The sequence below is a fragment of the Pseudomonas sp. EL_65y_Pfl2_R95 genome (assembly GCF_963971045.1).
Taxonomy (GTDB): Bacteria; Pseudomonadota; Gammaproteobacteria; order Pseudomonadales; family Pseudomonadaceae; genus Aquipseudomonas.
In genome coordinates this window covers 406,181-428,361 of record NZ_CAXAOV010000003.1, presented here as the reverse complement: position 1 = coordinate 428,361, position 22,181 = coordinate 406,181, and the positions used below count along the sequence as shown (strand labels likewise).

The following is a 22,181-nucleotide window of genomic DNA, read 5'->3' as shown; positions in this document are numbered from 1 at the left end:
CGCAGCTATCGGTGGCATCATCGCGTCGATAGCTATTGAATTAAGCTGGCGTTAGCGGCTTTAGCCCTACACGCCGCGATGGCAGGGTTACTCGCACGCTCAACCCACCCAAGGGGCTGTCATCCAAACTGATTTCACCACCCCAGGCGTCAACGATATCGCGGACAATACCCAGCCCCAAACCATGGCCTCGAACTTGTTCATCAAGGCGAATGCCACGGTTCAGCACGTCTTCACGCTGATCAACTGCGATACCGGGTCCATCATCACCGACCTCAAGCTGATAACCCTCGGCCTTCGCCGTGATCACTAATTGAACCCGGGTGCTAGCCCACTTGCAGGCGTTATCCAGCAGATTGCCCAACAGCTCGAGTAAATCCTCTCGATCCCAGGGCAGGCGCAAACCCACCGGAGCTTGCCAGTCGAGTTTCAAGCCGCGGCTGTGGATCATCTCAAGGGTGCTGAACAAACCGGGTAGCTCGGCCGCGCAATCAAAGTGCGCGCCGGGTAAGGCTTCACCGGCAAGCCGGGCTTTATTCAGTTCACGGCTCAAGCGTTGTTCGATTTGCTCCAGGCAGTCATCAAGCTTTTGGCGCAGCTCGGGATGGGCTTGCAGTTCGCTGCGCGATGACAGGTTAACCAGCACAGCCAAGGGGGTTTTCAAGGCATGTCCCAAGTTACCCAAGGCATTACGCGAGCGCCGCAAGCTTTCTTCAGTATGGGCCAGCAGGTGGTTGATCTGCTCCACCAAGGGCTCTAGCTCGACGGGCACTTGGCTGTCGAGTGCATTGAGCTGACCCTGCTGCAACTGAGCAATCTGTTTGCGGGTGTTTTCCAGGGGCCGCAGTGCGCGCCGCACAATGCTGCGCTGCAAGATCAGAATCAGAATTAGCGCGCCAACGCCCAAACCGAGGCCAAGCATTTGCACATCGCGTACACTTTTGAGTATGGGTGAGTAATCCTCAGCCACCGAGATCACCAGCTTCTGGCCGAAGCGTTGATAGTCACCTCGATAAGTCAGTAACTGCTGGCCCTGGGGGCCGTCGATCAGGCCGTCCTGCAATCCGGTTTTGTCGCCCGGTTGCAATTCGCTGTCCCACAGGGAGCGCGAGCGCCAGGTTGTGTCGCCGAAATCAATGCGAAAATACAGCCCGGAGTACGGCCTTTTATAGGCCGCACTGAGGCGTTGCTCACTGAGTTGAAAACCCTGTGGGCCTCGCACCAGGGCTACGATCAGCGATTCAGCTTCATCTTGAAGATTGAGTTCAATATGCTCGCGCAAACTGCGTTCGAACACCCATAACGAGGCCTGCGCCAGCAGCAAACCGACAATCACCAGCACGGCCACCAAGCCCAGACTCAACCGCCGTTGAATCGACTTCAAGGGCAGGCACTACTAAAGCGATAGCCTTGGCCACGACGGGTTTCGATCACGTCGCGGCCGAGCTTACGGCGCAAATGATTGACGTGCACTTCAATCACATTGGAATCGCGCTCGGTTTCACCGTCGTACAGATGCTCGGCCAAATGACTCTTCGATAAAATTCTGCCTGGATGCAGCATGAAATAGCGCAACAAGCGAAACTCCGCGGCCGTGAGGTCGATCTCGGCGCCTTGGCTCGTAACGCTTTGCCGACCTTCGTCGAGCTGCAGGCCTGCTGCTTCAAGCTGTGGCTGATTGGCGATACCTCGGGCGCGGCGCAGCAACGCCTGAATGCGCAGCTGCAATTCTTCTGGATGAAAGGGTTTGCTCAGGTAATCGTCAGCACCGGCTTTTAAACCGGCAATGCGATCAGACCAGGAGTCACGCGCGGTGAGGATCAGCACCGGTGTCGCCAGCGCACCACTGCGCCACTGCTGCAGCACCTCAAGGCCCGGCAGACCAGGCAAGCCCAGATCCAGAATAATCAAGTCATAAGGCTCGCTCGCCCCTTGATAGACGGCATCGCGACCGTCCGCCAGCCAATCCACGGCGTAGCCTTGTGCGGTCAAACTGGCGAGTAATTCGTCGGCCAGGGGTACATGGTCTTCCACCAGCAACAGGCGCATTCAGTCGTCTTCCTCATCCTTCAGGATTCGCCCATCCCGGGCATCCAATTCCAATTCACGCACCTGGCCTTGCTGGGTCAGGAGTTCAATTTCATAGACTAGTACATCATCCTCTTCCTCAAGCTCAGCCTCCAGCAACGTCGCATTCGGATACCGTTGCATAGCAGGCTGCATAAGCGTCTCAAGGGGCTGTATCACGCCTTCACGGCGCAAACGCAGCGCTTCATCCTGATCAAGGTCACGCGCATGGGCGGTCTGCGCCAGCGTCAAAGCGAGCAACCCTATCAGCACAAACCTGTTAGCCGGGGTGTTCATTAGTCGTCCTGCTGATTTTTCAGCACATTGCCAGTGGTGGCATCGAGTTCGACATCCCATTTGATGCCGTCTTTATCCTTGATCTCAAGCTGATAAAGGTATTTACCATATTCGTGCTCAAGCTCGGTTTCGCTGATGCGTCCGTTCGGGTGCAGCTTCAAGGCGCTGTCATTAAGCAGCTGAAAATCCTTGATAGTCCCGGCATCACGCAATTTTACCGCTTCATCAGGGCCAAGGTCACGGGCGTTAGCGATGCCAGCACCCAGCCCGAGAGCGGCAATCATGCCAAGCGTAATAAGGCGTTTCATAGTCGGTCTCCCATAGGGTTGCGGTTAATGTTGAACAGCTTATCCAGCCTGACTTAAACCAAGCTGAATTAACCCGCTCTCAGCCCAACCCCTAGTATTCACCGAATGAAACCACTTGGCCTGCTGCGCAGCGCTCACTCTATAATCGCTGCCTAGCGTGACGGAGAGCCAGATGAGCGCCATTATTATCAAATCCCCTGCCCTGACCCTTAAAGCCGGGCCACGCGCCTTGGCACGCATTCGCGAGCGCGGGCTGCAACCGGCTGATGTCGGTATATTGCCGGGCGCGGCAGGCGGGCCAAAGGCACTGGGCATTCAGGGGTTGGATCTGGCTTTATTTGGCGACTGGTTGCCACAAGCGCCACGTGAACGCTCACTGATCGGTGCTTCGATTGGCTCATGGCGCTTCGCCAGCGCCTGCCTGCCCGATGCTGCGCAAGGTATACGCCGCCTGGGTGAGTTGTACACCTCACAACGCTTTGCCAAAGGCGTGACCATGGCTCAAATTTCGCAGAGCTGCCGGGTCATGCTCGACGAACTACTCGAAGGCCAGGATGCTGCCGTACTGAATAACCCTGATTACCGACTCAACATCGTGGTGGTGAAGAGCCATGGCTTGCTTGCCCATGATCACCGGGGCATGCTTGGCTTGGGCTTGTCCTCGGTTATCGGCAATAACCTGTTGGCGCGCTCACGCCTGGCTCGACACTTTGAACGCGTAATCCTGCATGACACTCGACTCGCGCCACCGCTGCACCCACTCACGGACTTCCCTTCGCGCTACTTGCCCCTGGACACTGACAACCTGCGCCATGCCTTACTGGCTTCAGGCTCGATCCCCATGGTTATGCAAGGTGTGCGTGATATCCCGGGAGCTGGCGCAGGCACTTACCGTGATGGCGGCCTACTCGATTACCACCTCGACCTGCCCTTCAGCGGTGAGGATATTGTCTTGTATCCGCATTTCACCGATAAGGTGATTCCGGGCTGGTTCGACAAAACCATGCCGTGGCGGCGCGGCGACAACCTGCGCTTACAAGATGTACTGCTGCTCGCGCCATCTGCCCAGTACCTGGAAAAGCTGCCCTACAGGAAGTTGCCTGACCGCAAAGACTTCAGCCGATTCCTTGGCGACGATACCGGACGTGAGCGTTACTGGCGTACTGCAATGCGCGAAAGCCAACGCTTGGGCGATGAGTTTCTAGAGTTGGCCGAAACGGCCCAACTGCACACCCGGATCATCCCATTATGAGTCTCAAGATAGTCCGATAAACCTTTGATTCCACCTAATTCCTGCATTTTCAGTCGACCTGAAAATGGCAATAAAATGCGGAAAACTTCGTGTTTAATTGCCGCTGATCAGTGCAAACACAGTTTTAATGAAAAAATCCATCTTTTTTCGAACGGATATGTGACTTATGGGTCAACACCAGTCATCAACACTGTGAAGAGTCAATAAACACAAGCGTGTACTGACTTTCACATTTTTGGGACTAACCAGGAGTCACTGACCCAATGGACGCACAATTGCGTTGCAATGAAGCTTTATTAATTGTCGACCGCGCTTTTCAACCGTTTCAATGTGTCGCATGGTCGCCACAAAATGGCACTGACGAGCTGACGCTAACGGTCATCGACCGTACCAGCACTCGCCTGCTGGGCCGTACCAAACTATCGAGCAGCACCTATACCAACCCTGAGCTATTGGCCAAGGTAATCACAGAATCTCGTGAAGAGTTGAGCCGTCAGGGTTTTGACCTCGCCCCTTGGAGCATGCCGGCTTAATTTGTCGCCTGCCTCTCAGGCTACCGCTGCGCCGTTGAGCGCAGCGGGGCCTGGATATTTCAGCTTATTGGGCTGAATCTGATTATTTGGCAATATCTGTGGGCTTCCTGTCCTTGTTGCCCTATTGTCGTTGAGCGCACACTGTATCCAACGCTCACCGCTGTGCTTCCCTCATGTGCGAACACTCATACTCCCTGCCGGTAAGGACTATCTATGCTCGAATTACGCCCCAACTGTGAGTGCTGTGATTGCGATCTGCCTGGCGACTCTGACGCAGCATTTATTTGCTCCTTCGAATGCACATTCTGCCGCGACTGTGCCAACGAGCACCTACAACTCAAGTGTCCCAATTGCTCAGGTGAGTTAGTCCCACGTCCGCGCCGGGTAAACGAGAAGCTGGTTAAATCTCCGGCTTCAACTCAACGGATTCACGCCCAGCAGGCGTGCAAGTAGCCGAGGTTCCAGGCCGTGGCAACGCGAAGCCAGTCCACCCTGGCTCGAGCCATAACCCGCATGCGCATATCCAAAAATGATGGCTAAAACGCGCCATCTACCCTCCCGACCAACGCCAAAACGGCGGTAGGTCATGTGAACCAGGCGCACAGCATGCCCGGCGGAGTTATAAATTCAGCTCAAAACAAAGGCGCCCTATAGGCGCCTTTGTTCGTCACCACTGAAACTCAGTAGTAAGCATTTTCTTTATTGCTGTGGTCGGTCACATCACGAACGCCTTTGAGCTCAGGAATACGCTCAAGCAGGGTTTTCTCGATGCCTTCCTTGAGCGTCAGGTCGGCCTGACCACACCCTTGGCAACCGCCGCCAAATTGCAGCACGGCAATGCCTTCTTCAACCACATCAATCAAACTCACCTGTCCGCCGTGGCTGGCGAGGCCCGGATTAATCTCGGTTTGCAGGTAATAGTTGATACGTTCGTTGATCGGGCTGTCTTCATTGACCATTGGCACCTTGGCGTTGGGTGCTTTGATCGTCAGCTGGCCGCCCATACGATCAGTGGCGTAGTCCACTACAGCATCTTCAAGGAAGGGCTCGCTTACAGCGTCGATCCACGCGGTAAAGCTGGCCAGACCAATGGCAGTGTCTTCAGGCTTTTGCTCACCAGGCTTGCAATAAGCAATGCAGGTTTCTGCATATTGGGTGCCGGGTTGAGTGATAAATACGCGAATGCCGATGCCCGCTGTGTCCTGCTTACTCAGCAGATCAGCCAGATAATCGTGGGCAGCGTCGGTAATAGTGATAGTGCTCATGGCAACTCCTCGCAAACATGAGTGCATTGTACGCCAACAGGGCCCAGATGATAAAGCCTGAGTATTTTTGTCGGATTAATTTGTCTGTAACAAGTCAGCGCGCCGCCCGTCCAGTACCAGACACCCAGTCGGCTTTGCTGAGGTACTTACCAATGAAAAAGATCTGGCAACTCTTGCCCACCACGTTGCTTTTGGCCAGTGCTGTGGCCCATGGCTCAGTGCAGACGTTCATCAGTCATGAGCAGCCAACCAGCGTTGTGGAACTTTACACCTCACAGGGTTGCAGTTCCTGTCCGCCAGCAGAGAAATGGCTGTCATCACTCACACAATCACCGCAGCTATGGAAACAGGTGATCCCACTGGCCTTCCATGTCGATTACTGGGATTACCTGGGCTGGAAAGATCCTTTTGCCAATAAAAGCTACAGCGGACGGCAACGCGATTACGCTCGAAGCGGCGGCACCAGTTCGGTGTATACGCCGGGATTTGTGGTCGCCGGCCACGAATGGCGTGGCTGGTTTCAAAATGAACCGTTACGCCTGCCGACAGCGCAACAGGCTGTTGGCAAGTTGCAACTGACCCTGGATGGCAGCAACCTGGACGTAGTCTTTGAGCCCAAACAACCGGCACCGAAAGACCTGACTCTATACGTCGCCCGCCTTGGCTTTGGTATCGATACCAAGATTGCCAGGGGTGAAAACGCGGGCAAGACCATCAAGCACGATTTTGTGGTACTGAGCCTGCAACAAGTCAGCAGCGCAGATAACAATCACTGGCACAGCCAATTGCATGATGATTCTCGTGGTGAACGGCAGGCAGTTGTTGCCTGGTTAGGCGTGCCAGGCCAACCTGCTCCGTACCAAGCGGTTGGCGGCTGGATCGCGCCATAAGTATCAATGGCCGCGCAGGTCACTGCGCGGCCATGATTGCTTAGAGATTTTCGTAGCGGTTCATGTCCAGGACACCGGCTTGCACCGGGTCCGTTTCTTCGATGTAGCGTGTCAGATCATGAAAGTAGCGCCAGAAATCCGGATGGGTACGGCGAATTCCCCAGTGATCAACCACCTTCTCGAAGGCGCCAGCATCTTTCGTCTGCTCAAGTGCACTGACAAACTCAGGCACTTCTTTAGCCGGGACATTAAAGATAAAGTTGGGGTAGCTGCTCATCACCCCCGGATACACTGTCAAGGTGTCCAGCCCTGGTTCGTAGCGCAAGCCCTCCCCGACGATAAAGGCGACATTACTGTGCATGCGATTACGCAGCAGGCTGTAAATGTTGCGCCTACCATTGGTCTCTTCGACACGGATGATGGTTGCCTCAGGCAACTGACTGATCACCTTGAGTCCCGCCGCCGGCTTGTTAACCAAACGGCTTAGCGCTTGCTCAGCACCTTGCATCTGCGGGTCAGATTTGGCTTGGTAGCAATGACCGTCAGCGCAGCGGTTGATCGGGTCGGGCGCTGCGTTAAGGTCGCCCGCGCGCATCAGCAACTGCGCAGCAAAATCGCGTTTAGGATGCTTGGGGTCAAGTGAAAGCGCGGTCTTGGTGTCCGTGTCGATACCTTCATAGTAATCGAGCCAAAGCTTGAGCCGACCGCTGTTGCGATACCAGTCTTTCAAGATATGTTCGCGTGAATCCGCGGGCATTAAACGCAAGAAATTTTGCTCAGCGCCATTGCGGATCAAGTCAAAGTACAAACGTGTCTGTGCCTGATGTGCGACGTTACCAAACACATCAAAATTGACCACCAGTTGATAATAGGTGCGCTCCAGCAACGGGTAGTCCAGCCACCAAATGGTTTGCGGCACGGCACCGATCAAGCCGCGGCGCACCGATGCACTGTCATATTGGCGGAAGATCGATAGCAAGGCTTGATCATTACCTGACCAGATATTCGACCAGCTAGGCAGCGCTGCGTCCTCATAATGGTCCCGGCGCAGTTCTTCGTACTCATTACGCTTGTCGTGGTAATCGTCCCACATGCCAACCAGGGTGCCGATATCATCAAACTGCCCGGGCATCGCCAGAAGCGGGTTGGCTTGGGCACGGTACTCCGGGTCAGTGACATACAGGTCGTGCTTGGGATCCTGGAACATTGTCCAGAAGTTATCGCGAATCACATCAGTGGCAATTTGACCACGGCAAACCGGCCCACGAATAAAAGTGCGGACAAAGTATTCCGCATCATCGAGCATAAATTGATAGCGTGCTTCAGCCGGAATCGCCTGATAGGTTTCAAACGGGTTGGCCCGGCGTTGTGCGCCGTAGCCCGGGATTGCATCGGCAGTCCACGGCGCGTCGAAGAACATGGATTTAATGTGCGCCATTTTCTTGGGGCTCAACTCATAGGTGATATGAGTCTTGTGCACGATGACATCGGGGACCATCGCCATGCGATAGTAAAACTCGTTGCCCGGATCTTCATTCGGCCGGCGCGTGGCGATCGGGTCAATTGGCTTGCCACTCGGCGTTCGCGAGCGCACCAGTTGGAAGAAGTGCCGGGTTTTACCCTCGTCGAAATATAAGTGGGCGAGGAATAAATGCTCATATAGCCAACGCGTAACCAACGTCTCGCGTGCGCCGCGTTGATTAAAAAACTTCTCCCACTGCTGCACCTGTGACATTTCAGAGGGCGTGGCAACCGGCGCCAGCTTGTCGACAGGCGCGCCATTGGCCAACCAGCTTTGCAGGGTTTGATAGTCTTCAGCAGTCAGGCCGGTGACCGCAAATGGCATGCCTGCAGCCGGGTTTTTGGCGGCGTACTTATCAAAATCACCGGGCAAGGCGCATTGGTTAACCCGATTAATGCTTACATCGAGCTTTTCCGGGAGCTTACTGTTGGGGGTGTATGTGTTGTTCTCATGCCCCAGCTTGAGCATTCGTGCCATTAATGCAGCTTGGCTGCCTTGCTGGTCGAGCACTGAGTTGAAGCCCTTGTTTCGCCACTCCGTTACGGTGTGAGCGTCATAGAACAGGCGCGTGGGATCTTGAGCTTTCTTGCGTCCACCGTCATATACGGGAGATTGACTGGCGCCGCGCTCGGCCCCTTCCCCGCTTTCGAGCTTGAGCTGGCAAGGCGCGTCATAACAAGCGTGGCAAGCAACGCAGTTTTTAGTGAAGATCGGCTGTATGTCCTTGCTGTACGAAATCTGTTCTGCTGCCAGCAGTGGGCTGACCAAGGCAAAACACGCCGAGATAAATAAACGAAACTGCATTACCACATCCTTATAGAGCTGTGCGGCGATTCTAGCTGCCAGGGTTTTATGTGGCTATCGTCTTTATCATGAATCAAATTCATGTTTAACCGCGCACGCTGCAAAAGCGTGCAGGTTTGCTATTATCGCGCCCCTCTGTATCCCGTAATTTTCAGGTATTTGTGTCCATGTCTTTGTCAGATCGTAGCGCCCGCTCTCTCGCTCTCCAGCAAGCCTTAAAGGATCGCATTCTGATTCTCGACGGCGGTATGGGCACGATGATCCAAAGCTATAAACTGGAAGAAGAGGATTACCGGGGTGAGCGCTTCGCCGATTGGCCAAGCGATGTCAAAGGCAACAACGACCTGCTGATTCTGAGCAGGCCCGATGTAATTGGCGCAATTGAGAAAGCCTACCTCGACGCTGGCGCCGACATTCTTGAGACCAACACCTTCAACGCCACCCGCGTATCCCAGGCCGATTACGGCATGGAAGAGTTGGCATATGAGCTCAACGTTGAAGGCGCACGCCTGGCACGCCAAGTGGCCGATGCGAAAACCGCTGAGACCCCAGACCGGCCGCGCTTTGTAGCAGGCGTCCTCGGTCCGACCAGCCGGACCTGCTCGATCTCGCCAGACGTTAACAACCCCGGCTATCGCAACGTCACCTTCGATATTTTGGTTGAAAACTACACCGAAGCGACCCGCGGCCTTATAGAAGGCGGCTCTGACCTGATCTTGATCGAAACCATCTTCGATACGCTCAATGCCAAAGCGGCGATTTTCGCTGTACAGCAGGTGTTTGAAGAACTTGGCGTCGAGCTGCCGATCATGATTTCCGGCACCATCACCGATGCATCGGGTCGTACCTTATCAGGCCAAACCACTGAGGCGTTCTGGAACTCGGTGCGTCACGCCCAACCGATTTCCGTGGGCCTTAACTGTGCACTCGGCGCCAAAGACCTGCGCCCGTATCTGGAAGAGCTGTCCAATAAAGCCGAAACCCACGTTTCTGCTCACCCTAACGCCGGCTTACCCAACGCCTTCGGTGAATACGACGAAACCCCGGCTGAAATGGCGGCCGTGGTTGAAGAGTTTGCCGCTGCGGGTTTCTTGAATATCGTTGGCGGCTGCTGTGGCACCACCCCTGGCCACATTCAGGCGATCGCCGAAGCCGTTGCCAAATATCCACCCCGCGCCCTGCCAGACATCCCTAAAGCCTGCCGCCTGTCTGGCCTCGAGCCGTTCACCATCGACCGCAACTCGCTGTTCGTTAACGTCGGTGAACGGACCAACATCACCGGTTCGGCCAAGTTTGCCCGCCTGATCCGTGAAGACAACTACACCGAAGCGCTGGAAGTGGCCTTGCAACAGGTCGAAGCCGGCGCTCAGGTGATCGACATCAACATGGACGAAGGCATGCTCGATTCCAAGCATGCCATGGTCACCTTCCTCAATCTGATTGCCGGTGAGCCTGATATCTCGCGCGTGCCGATCATGATTGACTCCTCCAAGTGGGAAGTGATCGAAGCAGGCCTCAAGTGTATTCAAGGCAAGGGCATCGTTAACTCGATCTCGATGAAAGAAGGTGTCGAGCAGTTCAAGCACCACGCCAAACTGTGCAAGCGCTATGGCGCCGCCGTGGTGGTAATGGCCTTCGACGAAGACGGCCAGGCGGACACCCAGGCACGCAAAGAGCAAATCTGTAAGCGTTCCTACGATATTTTGGTTGATGAAGTCGGCTTCCCGCCGGAAGACATCATTTTCGACCCGAACATTTTCGCCATTGCCACCGGCATTGAAGAACACAACAACTACGCGGTCGATTTTATCAATGCTTGCGCCTATATCCGCGACAACCTGCCTTACGCGCTAACGTCTGGTGGGGTGTCCAACGTTTCCTTCTCTTTCCGGGGTAACAACCCGGTACGTGAAGCGATTCACTCGGTATTCCTGTATTACGCCATCCAGAATAGCCTGACCATGGGCATCGTTAACGCCGGTCAGCTGGAGATTTACGACCAGATCCCGACTGAGCTGCGTGACGCGGTTGAAGATGTGGTGCTCAATCGCACAGCCAACGGCACCGATGCCTTGTTGGCATTAGCGGATAAATACAAAGGCGACGGCAGCGTTAAAGAAGCTGAAACCGAAGAATGGCGCAGTTTCCCAGTGCAACAACGCCTTGAGCATGCGCTGGTCAAAGGCATCACGGCGTTTATCGTTGAAGACACTGAGGAATTCCGCCAACAGTGTGCGCGTCCGATCGAGGTGATCGAAGGGCCGCTTATGAGCGGGATGAACATAGTCGGCGACTTGTTCGGCTCCGGCAAAATGTTCCTGCCACAGGTGGTTAAGTCTGCCCGCGTGATGAAGCAGGCCGTTGCCCACCTGATTCCCTTTATCGAAGCGGAAAAAGGCGACAAGCCCGAGGCCAAGGGCAAGATTCTAATGGCCACGGTCAAAGGCGATGTGCATGACATCGGCAAGAACATTGTTGGCGTAGTGCTCGGCTGCAACGGCTATGACATTGTCGATCTTGGGGTGATGGTGCCTGCGGAAAAAATCCTGCAAACCGCCATCGCTGAGAAGTGCGACATTATCGGTTTGTCCGGTTTGATCACCCCATCGCTCGACGAAATGGTCCACGTCGCCCGGGAAATGCAGCGTCAGGGCTTCAGCCTACCGCTGATGATCGGCGGTGCGACCACCTCTAAAGCGCACACCGCCGTCAAGATAGAGCCTAAGTATCAAAACGATGCCGTGGTTTACGTCACGGATGCCTCGCGCGCGGTGGGTGTAGCCACCCAGTTGCTGTCGAAAGAGCTCAAAGCAGGCTTTGTTGAGCGCACCCGTGAGGATTACGCTGTAGTCCGTGAGCGCACCGCCAACCGCAGTGCGCGTACTGAGCGTTTAACTTACAGCCAGGCCATCGCCAAGAAACCGCAATTTGATTGGGCAAGCTACCAGCCCACGGTGCCGTCCTTCACCGGCGTGAAAGTCCTGGAAGATATTGACCTGGCGGTTCTGGCCGAATTTATCGACTGGACGCCGTTTTTCATCTCGTGGGATCTGGCGGGCAAATACCCGCGCATTCTCACCGATGAGGTGGTGGGTGAAGCCGCCACGTCATTGTTTGCCGATGCCCAGGAAATGCTCAAGAAACTGATCGATGAAAAACTGATCAGCGCGCGTGCCGTATTGGGTTTCTGGCCGACCAACCAAGTCGATCACGATGATCTTGAGGTCTATGGTACTGACGGCAAGCCACTGGCCAAACTGCATCACTTGCGCCAGCAAACCATCAAGCCAGACGGCAAGCCCAACTTCTCCCTCGCAGACTTTGTTGCGCCGAAGGAATCTGGCGTGCAGGACTATATCGGTGGCTTTATCACCACCGCAGGTATTGGCGCAGAAGAGGTGGCAAAAGCGTATCAGGACAAGGGCGACGACTATAATTCAATCATGGTCAAGGCCCTCGCAGACCGCTTGGCTGAAGCCTGCGCAGAGTGGTTGCACCAGCAAGTGCGCAAAACCTACTGGGGTTACGATCCAGAAGAGCAGTTGAGCAATGATGAGTTGATCAAAGAGGCCTACAAAGGCATCCGCCCCGCCCCAGGTTATCCTGCCTGCCCCGATCATACAGAGAAAGGCACGCTGTTCGACCTGCTCAATGATAATGAACAGAGTGGCGTGTTCCTCACCGAGCATTATGCGATGTTCCCGGCGGCGTCAGTCAGTGGCTGGTATTTTGCCCACCCGCAAGCGCAGTACTTTGCCGTTGGCAAGATCGACAAGGACCAAGTCGAAAGCTACACCACCCGTAAGCAACAAGAACTGCGCACCAGCGAGCGTTGGTTAGCCCCTAACTTGGGTTATGACGACTAATAACCTTACTGATATGCACCTCTGAACAGCCCGCACTTGCGGGCTGTTTAGTGTCACCCCGAGCATGATAAAACGCTGCGCCTACTGACCAGACACGTAACCCATCCGCCAGCTAATGGTTTCGGCGGTTTGCTTGAGCCGTCCAGCCGCCAAACCTGCTTCATCGGCTTCAAACACTGAGGCTGACCCCACCACGGTGAGCACCGCAGCGACATGCCCGTAGGCGTCGAATATCGGCGCCGACAACGCATCTACACCGGGCATCAGCAAACCATGGATCGCCTGTAGTCCTTGTTCACGCACCTGGAGCAAGTGCTGCTGATAGTGAGCGGCATCAGCCAACGGGTGATTGGCGTTAGCCTGCAATTCCTGCTCGCGCAGCTCACGGGTCTCAACCTCAGGTAAATACGCGGCAAATACCAAACCTGTCGCCGAACTCAGCAAGGGTAATACCGAACCAACCTGGGTCACCAAAGTCACCGCGCGGCTGGCTTGCTGCAACTGCACAACCGTTGCGCCTTTATTGGCCCAGACCGCTAAAAAACAGCTTTCATTGAGTTCGTCACGCAATTCGGCCAATGGGGCAGCGGCAACTTTAAGTACATCCATGCTGGCCAACGCAGCGAGCCCTACCAACAAGGCTTCACGGCCCAATGCATAATGGTTGGTCGCTTGATCCTGTTGCGCAAAGCCGCTGGCAATCAACGCTTGCAGGTAACGATGAACCTTGCTTGCCGGCATCTGCACATGCTCTGCCAGATTCGACAATGATGTCGCGGGGCTCAGCTCAGCCAGGGCTTTAAGAATGTCGGTGCCAACCTCGGCAGAACGGACTTTCTGTTTGCTGGAGATTTGCGGCTTTTCCATTCAGGGCTCAGTCGGCGTTATAGGGGCTTGACGCAAAATTATACACAAATTACGTTATCCGAAATCTGATTACGGCCCATAACTGGCGCTGCGCTACACTCAAGCATGAGCCTGTCTTTAAAGCGCGCCGAGATGCCCGACTTAGACCTTCCGCGTATAGCCTGGCCAGCGTCGTTGGGTAACACTCGACTTCACCCACTGCAATAAAGAACGCTATCTTGGTTGCAGCCATAACAACAACATAGGATCGACCATGCTCGCATCAATAACTGCTTTGAGCGTAAAGCTTGTCCAACGCTACCTGCCTTCGCCGTTCGTATTCGCGATTTTGCTGAGCCTGATCGTTTTGGTCGCCAGCATGATCAGCACGGGTCAGGGCCTGCCGCAGATGGCCCAGCATTGGGGCAGCGGTTTCTGGAACCTGCTGACCTTTGCCATGCAGATGGCGCTGATTTTGGTCACCGGTCATGCCCTCGCCAGCGCACCGCTGGTGCATCGCTTACTCGGCGGACTGGCTCGTGTAGCCAAGTCCCCCGGCCAAGCCATTGTTTTAGTGACCCTGGTTGCATTAGCCGGCTCATGGATCAACTGGGGCTTTGGCTTGGTGATTGGTGCCGTGTTTGCCCGGGCATTGGCCCGCGAAGTCAAAGGCGTCGATTACCCGCTGCTTGTTGCATCGGCCTATTCCGGCTTCTTGATCTGGCACGGCGGCCTGTCCGGCTCGATTCCTCTGTCATTGGCCACCGGCGGTGCAGATCTGGCACGCATGACCGGCGGCGTAGTGACCACGGCCATTGGCGTAGGCGACACCCTGTTCACCCCCATGAACCTGACGATCATTGCCCTGTTGGTTATCGGCCTGCCTTTGCTCAACCGTGCCATGCACCCAAGCCAGCCCAAGGTAGCGGACCCAAGCTTGCTGGTTGATGCGGAAAACCCAGCGCTGCCACGTGAAACGCCAGCACAGCGCTTGGACGACAGCCGCATCCTCAACCTGATCATCGTTGCATTGGCCGTTGTCTACTTCGCCTACTACTTTGCGAGCAACGGTTTTGCCCTGACGCTCAATATCGTTATCGGCCTGTTTTTGTTTATTGGTCTGTTTCTGCACGGCTCGCCCGAGCGCTACATGCGTGCGGTACAAGAAGGCATCGGCGGCATCAGTGGGATCGTTATCCAGTTCCCTTTCTATGCGGGCATCATGGGCATGATGGTTGGCGCCAATGCTGAAGGTATCTCCCTCGGCAAGCAGGTCACCGATGCATTTGTCACCTGGTCAAACGCCGATACCTTCCCTGTCTTGGCCTTCCTCAGTGCTGGCTTCGTTAACGTATTCGTGCCGTCTGGCGGCGGTCAATGGGCTGTGCAAGGCCCCATTATGCTGCCGGCTGGCCAAGCCTTGGGCGTCGCGCCAGCAGTGACGGCAATGGCTATCGCCTGGGGCGATGCCTGGACCAACATGATTCAACCTTTCTGGGCCCTGCCTCTACTCGGCATTGCCGGTTTGGGTGCCCGTGACATCATGGGCTATTGCCTGTTGATGCTGGTTTACTCGGGTATCGTTATCTCCGGTTGTTTGTACTTTTTCGGCTGATCCCACCCGGGTGGACAAGCCAAATTTTGTCCACCCTGGTTCAATAATTCACGGGCCCATCACCAAAACGCTTAACAATGAGCAAGCAACTGAGCAGCCCGCGCCCCTGAAAATGGTGGATGCAAAAAGCGTCATCCACCCTACCGTTCGGCATAGGTAAGCGGCGACCGGGCACTCGTTAAGGAGCTAATCAGATGAATAAAATCTACCCCAGTGCGCAAGAAGCGCTAGCCGGATTGATTGAAGACGGCATGACCCTCGCGGTTGGCGGCTTTGGCCTGTGTGGCATTCCTGAGGCGCTGATTGGCGCCCTGCGTGACACCGGTAAAAGTAACCTGACGGTGATCAGCAACAATGCAGGTGTCGACGGATTTGGCTTGGGTTTACTGCTTGAGAGCCGGCAGATCAGCAAGATGATTTCGTCTTATGTGGGCGAGAACAAAGAGTTCGAACGTCAATACTTGGCCGGCGAGCTGGAACTGGAATTCACCCCACAAGGTACCTTGGCTGAAAAGCTTCGTGCTGGCGGCGCAGGTATCCCGGCGTTTTTTACCAAGACGGGCTACGGCACGCTGGTCGCGGAAGGTAAAGAAACCCGGGAGTTTGATGGCGAATGGTACGTGATGGAACGTTCATTGACTGCCGACATCGCCTTGGTTAAAGCCTGGAAAGCCGACAAGTCCGGCAACCTGGTTTTTAACAAAACCGCGCGTAACTTCAACCCGCTCGCCGCAGCGGCTGCCAAGGTGTGCATTGTCGAGGTAGAAGAGATCGTCGAAACCGGCGAGCTGGAGGCAGATCATATCCACCTGCCGGGCATCTACGTGCAGCGTCTGGTGCTTAATGACGCACCGGAAAAACGCATCGAACAACGCACACTTCGGAGCGCTTAATCATGGCTTGGACACGCGAACAAATGGCGCAGCGCGCCGCCCAAGAGCTTAAAGACGGCTTCTACGTGAACCTTGGCATTGGCCTGCCTACGCTGGTCGCTAACTATATTCCACACGGCATGGATGTGTGGCTCCAAAGCGAAAATGGCCTGATGGGCATTGGCCCCTTTCCAACTGAAGCTGAAGTCGACCCCGACCTGATCAATGCCGGCAAACAAACCATCACCACCCTGCCCGGCAGCGCTTTTTTTGACAGCGCAGCGAGCTTTGCGATGATCCGCGGCGGCCACATCAATCTGTCGATTCTCGGCGCCATGCAAGTCTCGGAAAAAGGCGACCTGGCCAACTGGATGATCCCGGGGAAGATGGTCAAGGGCATGGGCGGCGCGATGGATCTAGTCGCTGGCGTCAAACGCGTGGTGGTATTGATGGAGCATACCGCTAAAGGCGATGCCCATAAGATCCTGCCCAGCTGTGACCTGCCATTGACTGGCGTCGGCGTGGTTGACCGAATCATCACGGACCTTGCGGTGCTGGACGTCACCGAACAAGGCATGCGCGTAGTTGAACTGGCCGATGGCGTCAGTTTTGACGAAGTCCAAGCGGCTACGGGCTGCAAATTGCTACACGACTAACCCTGAAACTCGCCGTAATGCTGTTCAGTTGGACTGAGCAGCATTACGGTGAGTCAGGCACCGCTCGCAGGAGCCGCGCTAAATGCCTTTTCTGCCCGGATCTTCCGGCGGTGTTTCCACCTCAATCTCCTCAAGCTTCAATTCAAGTCCCCAGTCAGCTGCATCCGCAACGGGAGCAGGCTTTGCCTGTGCGACGGGCGCAACTGCCGGGCTTGGAGCAGGCGCTGGCGGCGTTTCGCGATACAGTTTTAACTTGAGCCTGACGTTGTTGGCCGAGTCAGCATTTTTAACCGCTTCTTCCTCATCAATAGCACCTTGGTTAACCAAGTCGATCAAAGCCTGATCAAAAGTCTGCATGCCTAGATTCTTTGATTTCTCCATGATCTCCTTGATCTCGGAGAACTCATTGCGTTTGATCAGATCACGAATGGTCGGCGTCCCCAACAGCACCTCTACCGCAGCGCGGCGTTTGCCATCAGTGGTCTTTACCAAACGCTGGGATACAAATGCCTTGAGGTTGTTACCGAGGTCATTCAACAACTGCGAACGCCGGTCTTCCGGGAAAAAGTTAATGATCCGATCGAGCGCCTGATTGGCATTATTGGCGTGCAAGGTTGAAATGGCCAAGTGGCCTGTATCGGCAAACGCCAGCGCATGCTCCATGGTTTCCCGGTCACGGATCTCACCGATCAGGATCACGTCGGGTGCTTGGCGCAGGGTGTTTTTCAGCGCGGCGTGGAAACTGCGCGTATCCACACCCACTTCTCGCTGGTTAATGATCGACTTTTTGTGGCGGTGTACGTACTCAACCGGGTCCTCAATGGTGATGATATGCCCGCCGCTGTTGCGGTTGCGGTAATCAATCAAAGCGGCAAGTGATGTTGACTTACCGGAGCCGGTGCCGCCGACAAACAACACCAGCCCACGCTTTTCCATCACCGTGTTGAGCAACACTTCGGGCAGTTTCAAATCTTCGAACTTGGGGATATCCAGCTTGATGTTACGCGCAACAATCGACACCTCGTTGCGCTGCTTGAAGATATTGATACGAAAGCGCCCCACGCCCGGCACAGACATCGCCAGGTTCATCTCCAGCTCGCGCTCAAATTCTTCTCGCTGCGCCGCATCCATAATTGCATCGGCCACGCCGGCAACCTCGCCGGGTTTCAACGGCTCGGCGCTCAATGCCTTGAGCATGCCGTTAAACTTGGCACAAGGCGGAGCCCCGGTAGACAGGTACAGATCAGAGCCGTCTTGGCTGGAAAGGATTTTGAGTAGTGCTTGAATATCCATGAGTGCGTCCGCAAGACAAGTTCTTTAACAGTAGACGAGCGACAACCCGGTAGAGCGGCAGATGCTCACCAGTTCGCCCGCCAAGATGTGCTAAATACTGGCACAATACGCCGCAAGAACTTGTGAGGAAGCGCCCATGGCTAAAGCAATGGCGAAACATATTTTAGTGAAAACCGAGGCTGAGGCCGTTCAACTGAAAAAACGCCTGGCCGCGGGTGAAGCCTTTGATGTACTGGCGCGCAAGTATTCAACCTGCCCATCCGGCAAGCGTGGAGGTGATCTGGGTGAAGTTCGCCCTGGACAAATGGTCCGGGCCATTGATCAGGTGATATTTAAGAAGCCCCTGCGCGAAGTGCATGGCCCGATCAAAAGCCAGTTTGGCTACCATCTAGTCCAAGTGTTTTACCGTGACTAAGCCCTCTGGCTGACAGAACGCCTGCTCTCAAGCAGGCGTTTTGGTTTCTGCCAAGGCGTAAGCATGCTCACCCAATAAGTCGTCTGACCCAACGCTCAGGTCGCCTGCTTGACGGTCTTATTCGCCCTCGCTCATCGCGGCCTTCGTTGTGCTCAACCCTGGCTGTTCAACCCCTGGCTTTTCGCGCGTTGGTTTAGGTCTACACCTTATGTATTAATCCCTTATAAGCGCCATGATGAATGCACTAAAGATCTGCTTGATATCAAGGTATTCACCGCTGTATTGATGCCTTCAAACCCCTATTCTAGAGCTATGTTCATACTTAGGGACTAAAGATCCAAATTCATACCTGGGGTGAATAAAGGCCACGGTTTGCGTGCTAATGTCATTACCGCTGCACCTACATCCATTGGAGAGCCGTATGAAAACAACAACATGGCCCGCGGTATTTCGTCCACGCACCCTAGCAATCGCTGTCGCCCTTGGCAGTACTGCGCCAGCCTATGCAGTCAATTTCAATATTGGGGAGATTGAAGGCCAATTTGATTCCTCACTGTCGGTTGGGGCCAGTTGGTCAACTGAAGATCCAGATAATGATCTGATCGGCCAGGCTAACGGCGGAAATGCATTCACTCAGACTAACGACGACGGTCGTCTTAACTTCAAAAAGAACAAAACCTTCTCAAAGATTTTTAAAGGCATCCATGACCTGGAATTGAAATATGGCGATACCGGCGTATTTGTTCGTGGCAAATACTGGTACGACTTTGAGTTGAAGGATGAGGGCCGCGAGTTCAAAGACATCGACGACCATAACCGCAAGGTCAGCGCGCAATCTTCCGGTGCGGAAATTCTTGATGCATTCATCTACCACAACTATGCCATTGGTGATGTACCAGGCAGCGTGCGCTTGGGTAAGCAAGTGGTTAGCTGGGGCGAAAGTACCTTCATTGGTAACAGCATCAACTCGATCAACCCAATTGACGTTTCGGCGTTCCGCCGTCCTGGCGCGGAGATCAAAGAAGGGTTGATCCCAGTCAACATGTTTTACCTGTCGCAGAGCATCAACGAAAACCTTTCAGCTGAGGCCTTCTACCAGCTTGAATGGGACCAGACTGTTATCGATAACTGCGGCACGTTCTTCTCCGGTGCCGACGTCGCGGCGGACGGCTGCGATACCAACTACAATATTCTCCAGCCTGCGGCTATTGGCGCGCTGCAAGGTGCAGCCGCTGCAGGTCTTCTGCCGGGTGTCACGGTTGAGGATGAAGGCTTGTTACTGCCACGTGGTGGCGATCGTGATGCCCGTGACTCCGGTCAATACGGCTTGGCTCTGCGCTGGTTGGGAGATGAGACCGAATACGGTGCTTATTTCATGAACTACCACAGCCGCACACCTATCGTCAGCATGCAGAACACTGACCAGGCCGGCATTGGTGCAGCGTTGCAATCGTTATCCGGGCCTGCCGGTGCATTGGGCGCGCAAGCATTGTTGATCGGTCGTGGCAGCTATTTTCTTGAGTACCCTGAAGATATTCGCCTCTACGGCCTGAGCTTCTCGACCACCCTTCCTACCGGGACATCCTGGTCGGGTGAACTCAGCTATCGACCGAATATGCCGCTGCAAACCAACACCACTGACCTTACACCCAATCTGGCAACCACTGTAGTGGATGGCCTGGTCACAGGTGGTGTACCGGGCGCTTTGGCCACAGCAGGTTTGGAGACTCACGGCTACCAGCGTAAAGAGGTTACGCAGGCACAAACCACCTTCGTTCACTTCTTCGATCAGGTTATGGGGGCTAGCCGTTTAACCCTTATTGGTGAGGTGGGTTATACCCGGGTTGGCGGAATGACCGATGAGGTTGGCAATCGTTTTGGCCGTGATGCGACCTACGGCGTACCCGAAAACGCAGAGGCGGCAGACCGTTACGGATCACATGGTTTCTACACCAGTTCATCCTGGGGCTACCGTGCCCGCGGCGTGCTTGACTACAACGATGCCTTCGCTGGCATCAACCTCAAGCCAAACATGGCGTTCTCGCACGATGTGCAAGGTTACGGCCCTACCTTTAACGAAGGCTCTAAAGCTGTCAGTTTGGGTGTCGACGCTGAATACCTGAATACGTACACCGCCAGCCTTAACCTCACCGAGTTTTTCGGCGGCGACTATAACGTGTCGACTGATCGCGACTTTGTTGCCCTCAGCTTCGGCGTAAACTTCTAATTCTGTCAGCACAGAGAATCAGTCTTATGAAAACAACAAGCAAACTGATCACTGCAATCACTATGACGCTACTGGCTAGCAGTGTCATAGCGGCAGTTCCGCCCGCAGAAGTCGCTAAACTCGGCACCAGCCTGACTCCGCTAGGTGCTGAAATGGCTGGCAATGCCGACGGCACAATCCCAGCCTGGACCGGTGGTCTTCCGGTTGATGCAGCCCCGGTAACAGCCAATGGTTTTTTGGGTGACCCTTACGCCAGCGAGAAGCCTGAGTTCACCATTACTGCCCAGAACATGGACCAGTACAAGGACAAACTCTCGCCGGGCATGATCGCCATGCTCAAACGCTACCCTGAAACCTTCAAGTTGCCGGTCTTTGTGACTCACCGCTCGGCAACCGTCCCCAAGGATATCCAGGAAAAAGCCAAGATCAGTGCGGCTAAGACCACGCTTGTGGAAGGCGGCAACGGCCTGAAAAACTTTACAGATAGCCGTTACTACCCCTTCCCAATCCCACAAAGCGGTGTGGAGGCGGTATGGAACCATATCACCCGGTATCGCGGTGGTAACCTCAAGCGCATGTACATCCAGGCCACGCCTCAGACCAATGGATCGTTCACTGCAGTAAATTTCGAGGACGAAGTAGCCTTCCCGGACTTCATGCCAGATCTGTCTGCCGATAAAGCAGCGAATGCTCTGCTGTTCTTCAAGCAACGCATTACTGCACCATCGCGTTTAGCAGGTAACGTACTGTTGGTGCATGACTCGCTTGATCAGATTAAAGAACCACGTATGGCCTGGCTGTATAACGCCGGACAGCGTCGTGTGCGCCGTGCTCCTCAGGTTGCGTATGACGGTCCAGGCACCGCAGCAGATGGCTTGCGTACCTCGGATAACTTCGACATGTACAACGGTGCGCCAGACCGCTATGACTGGAAACTGATTGGCAAGCGCGAAATGTACATCCCGTACAACAACTTCCGCATCGCCAGCCCTTCTCTGAAGTACAAGGATCTGTTACTGGCAGGTCACTCCAACCAGGACTTAGCGCGTTACGAGTTGCACCGCGTTTGGGAAGTACAGGCCACATTGAAGTCCGGTGAGCGTAATATTTACGCCAAACGTACTTTCTTTATGGATGAAGACTCTTGGACCATCGTGCTCTCAGACCTGTATGACGGGCGTGGTCAGCTATGGCGCGTGGGTCAGGCCATGACAATGCAGTACTATCAGCGTCAGGTGCCTGCGTTTGCATTTGAAGGTCTGTATGACCTGATCGCTGGTCGCTACATTGTCACGGGCATGAGCAACGAAGAGAAAGAGTTTGTGCAGTTTGATGTCAAAGCAACTGCTGCAGACTTCACTCCAGCCGCGCTGCGTAATGCTGGCGTGCGTTAAGGCTCATTGCTGACCCCAATAAGGCGGCTGAAAGGCCGCCTTATTACCCTTCCGGGTCC

General features: G+C 54.8%; 19 protein-coding genes. 11 read left to right on the top strand and 8 right to left on the bottom strand.

The features are described from left to right. Positions 1–40: 40 nt before the first annotated feature. From AACY09_RS12780 to AACY09_RS12765, 4 genes are read right to left on the bottom strand one after another with little or no spacing between them, the layout of a single operon-like run. The gene (locus tag AACY09_RS12780; protein ID WP_339488461.1) at positions 41–1,384 is read right to left on the bottom strand and encodes a sensor histidine kinase; all 1,344 of its coding nucleotides are present in this window, start codon (positions 1,382–1,384) and stop codon (positions 41–43) included. Next, positions 1,381–2,049 carry a response regulator transcription factor gene (locus tag AACY09_RS12775; protein WP_339488459.1) on the bottom strand — a complete coding sequence of 223 codons (669 nt, stop codon included), beginning with the start codon at positions 2,047–2,049 and terminating at the stop codon, positions 1,381–1,383. Before AACY09_RS12775 ends, AACY09_RS12780 begins: the two co-directional genes overlap by 4 nt. Next, positions 2,050–2,364 carry a PepSY domain-containing protein gene (locus tag AACY09_RS12770; protein WP_339488457.1) on the bottom strand — a complete coding sequence of 105 codons (315 nt, stop codon included), beginning with the start codon at positions 2,362–2,364 and terminating at the stop codon, positions 2,050–2,052. Beyond that, positions 2,364–2,672 (bottom strand): PepSY domain-containing protein, encoded by a 309-nt coding sequence (locus AACY09_RS12765; RefSeq protein ID WP_339488455.1) that lies wholly within the window; start codon positions 2,670–2,672, stop codon positions 2,364–2,366. Before AACY09_RS12765 ends, AACY09_RS12770 begins: the two co-directional genes overlap by 1 nt. A gap of 172 nt (positions 2,673–2,844) precedes the next feature. On the opposite strand from AACY09_RS12765, the gene AACY09_RS12760 reads away from it, so the two are divergent. The 3 genes from AACY09_RS12760 (at position 2,845) to AACY09_RS12750 (ending at position 4,910) form a co-directional block, all read left to right on the top strand. Beyond that, entirely contained in the window at positions 2,845–3,924 is a 1,080-nt protein-coding gene (locus AACY09_RS12760; protein ID WP_339488452.1) for a patatin-like phospholipase family protein, read from the top strand. 263 nt (positions 3,925–4,187) lie between these two features. After that, positions 4,188–4,457, top strand: a complete 270-nt coding sequence (locus AACY09_RS12755) for a hypothetical protein (RefSeq protein ID WP_339488450.1) — start codon at positions 4,188–4,190, stop codon at positions 4,455–4,457. Between the two features lie 213 nt (positions 4,458–4,670). Then, the gene (locus AACY09_RS12750; RefSeq protein ID WP_339488447.1) at positions 4,671–4,910 is read left to right on the top strand and encodes a DUF1272 domain-containing protein; all 240 of its coding nucleotides are present in this window, start codon (positions 4,671–4,673) and stop codon (positions 4,908–4,910) included. Positions 4,911–5,137: 227 nt separating this feature from the next. Here the strand turns inward: AACY09_RS12750 and nfuA are convergent, their stop codons facing one another. Continuing rightward, a complete protein-coding gene (nfuA, locus tag AACY09_RS12745; RefSeq protein WP_339488445.1) occupies positions 5,138–5,722 on the bottom strand; it encodes a Fe-S biogenesis protein NfuA in 585 nt (194 codons plus the stop codon). Positions 5,723–5,874: 152 nt separating this feature from the next. On the opposite strand from nfuA, the gene AACY09_RS12740 reads away from it, so the two are divergent. Further along, a complete protein-coding gene (locus tag AACY09_RS12740; RefSeq protein WP_339488443.1) occupies positions 5,875–6,612 on the top strand; it encodes a DUF1223 domain-containing protein in 738 nt (245 codons plus the stop codon). 40 nt (positions 6,613–6,652) lie between these two features. Here AACY09_RS12740 and AACY09_RS12735 read toward each other — a convergent pair whose 3' ends face one another. Then, positions 6,653–8,938 carry a fatty acid cis/trans isomerase gene (locus AACY09_RS12735; protein WP_339488441.1) on the bottom strand — a complete coding sequence of 762 codons (2,286 nt, stop codon included), beginning with the start codon at positions 8,936–8,938 and terminating at the stop codon, positions 6,653–6,655. A gap of 161 nt (positions 8,939–9,099) precedes the next feature. Here AACY09_RS12735 and metH point away from each other — a divergent pair, with 161 nt between their 5' ends. Then, positions 9,100–12,804: a methionine synthase gene (metH, locus tag AACY09_RS12730; protein WP_339488437.1), complete on the top strand. Its 3,705-nt coding sequence runs from the start codon at positions 9,100–9,102 to the stop codon at positions 12,802–12,804. Positions 12,805–12,885: 81 nt separating this feature from the next. Here the strand turns inward: metH and AACY09_RS12725 are convergent, their stop codons facing one another. Beyond that, positions 12,886–13,671: an IclR family transcriptional regulator gene (locus AACY09_RS12725; protein WP_339488435.1), complete on the bottom strand. Its 786-nt coding sequence runs from the start codon at positions 13,669–13,671 to the stop codon at positions 12,886–12,888. A gap of 253 nt (positions 13,672–13,924) precedes the next feature. On the opposite strand from AACY09_RS12725, the gene AACY09_RS12720 reads away from it, so the two are divergent. The 3 genes from AACY09_RS12720 (at position 13,925) to AACY09_RS12710 (ending at position 16,793) form a co-directional block, all read left to right on the top strand. Beyond that, positions 13,925–15,265, top strand: a complete 1,341-nt coding sequence (locus AACY09_RS12720) for a short-chain fatty acid transporter (RefSeq protein WP_339488433.1) — start codon at positions 13,925–13,927, stop codon at positions 15,263–15,265. 194 nt (positions 15,266–15,459) lie between these two features. After that, the gene (locus AACY09_RS12715) at positions 15,460–16,158 is read left to right on the top strand and encodes a CoA transferase subunit A (protein WP_339488431.1); all 699 of its coding nucleotides are present in this window, start codon (positions 15,460–15,462) and stop codon (positions 16,156–16,158) included. Between the two features lie 2 nt (positions 16,159–16,160). Beyond that, positions 16,161–16,793 (top strand): CoA transferase subunit B, encoded by a 633-nt coding sequence (locus tag AACY09_RS12710; RefSeq protein WP_339488429.1) that lies wholly within the window; start codon positions 16,161–16,163, stop codon positions 16,791–16,793. A 78-nt stretch (positions 16,794–16,871) separates the two neighbouring features. Here AACY09_RS12710 and AACY09_RS12705 read toward each other — a convergent pair whose 3' ends face one another. Next, positions 16,872–18,086: a PilT/PilU family type 4a pilus ATPase gene (locus tag AACY09_RS12705; RefSeq protein ID WP_339488428.1), complete on the bottom strand. Its 1,215-nt coding sequence runs from the start codon at positions 18,084–18,086 to the stop codon at positions 16,872–16,874. A gap of 136 nt (positions 18,087–18,222) precedes the next feature. Between AACY09_RS12705 and AACY09_RS12700 the strand changes: the two genes are divergently transcribed. The 3 genes from AACY09_RS12700 to AACY09_RS12690 all read left to right on the top strand — a co-directional run bounded on the left by AACY09_RS12700 (position 18,223) and on the right by AACY09_RS12690 (position 22,122). After that, a complete protein-coding gene (locus AACY09_RS12700; RefSeq protein WP_339488426.1) occupies positions 18,223–18,501 on the top strand; it encodes a peptidylprolyl isomerase in 279 nt (92 codons plus the stop codon). 421 nt (positions 18,502–18,922) lie between these two features. Continuing rightward, a complete protein-coding gene (locus AACY09_RS12695) occupies positions 18,923–20,728 on the top strand; it encodes a DUF1302 domain-containing protein (protein WP_339488423.1) in 1,806 nt (601 codons plus the stop codon). Positions 20,729–20,754: 26 nt separating this feature from the next. Beyond that, positions 20,755–22,122: a DUF1329 domain-containing protein gene (locus tag AACY09_RS12690; RefSeq protein WP_339488421.1), complete on the top strand. Its 1,368-nt coding sequence runs from the start codon at positions 20,755–20,757 to the stop codon at positions 22,120–22,122. Positions 22,123–22,181: the final 59 nt, after the last annotated feature.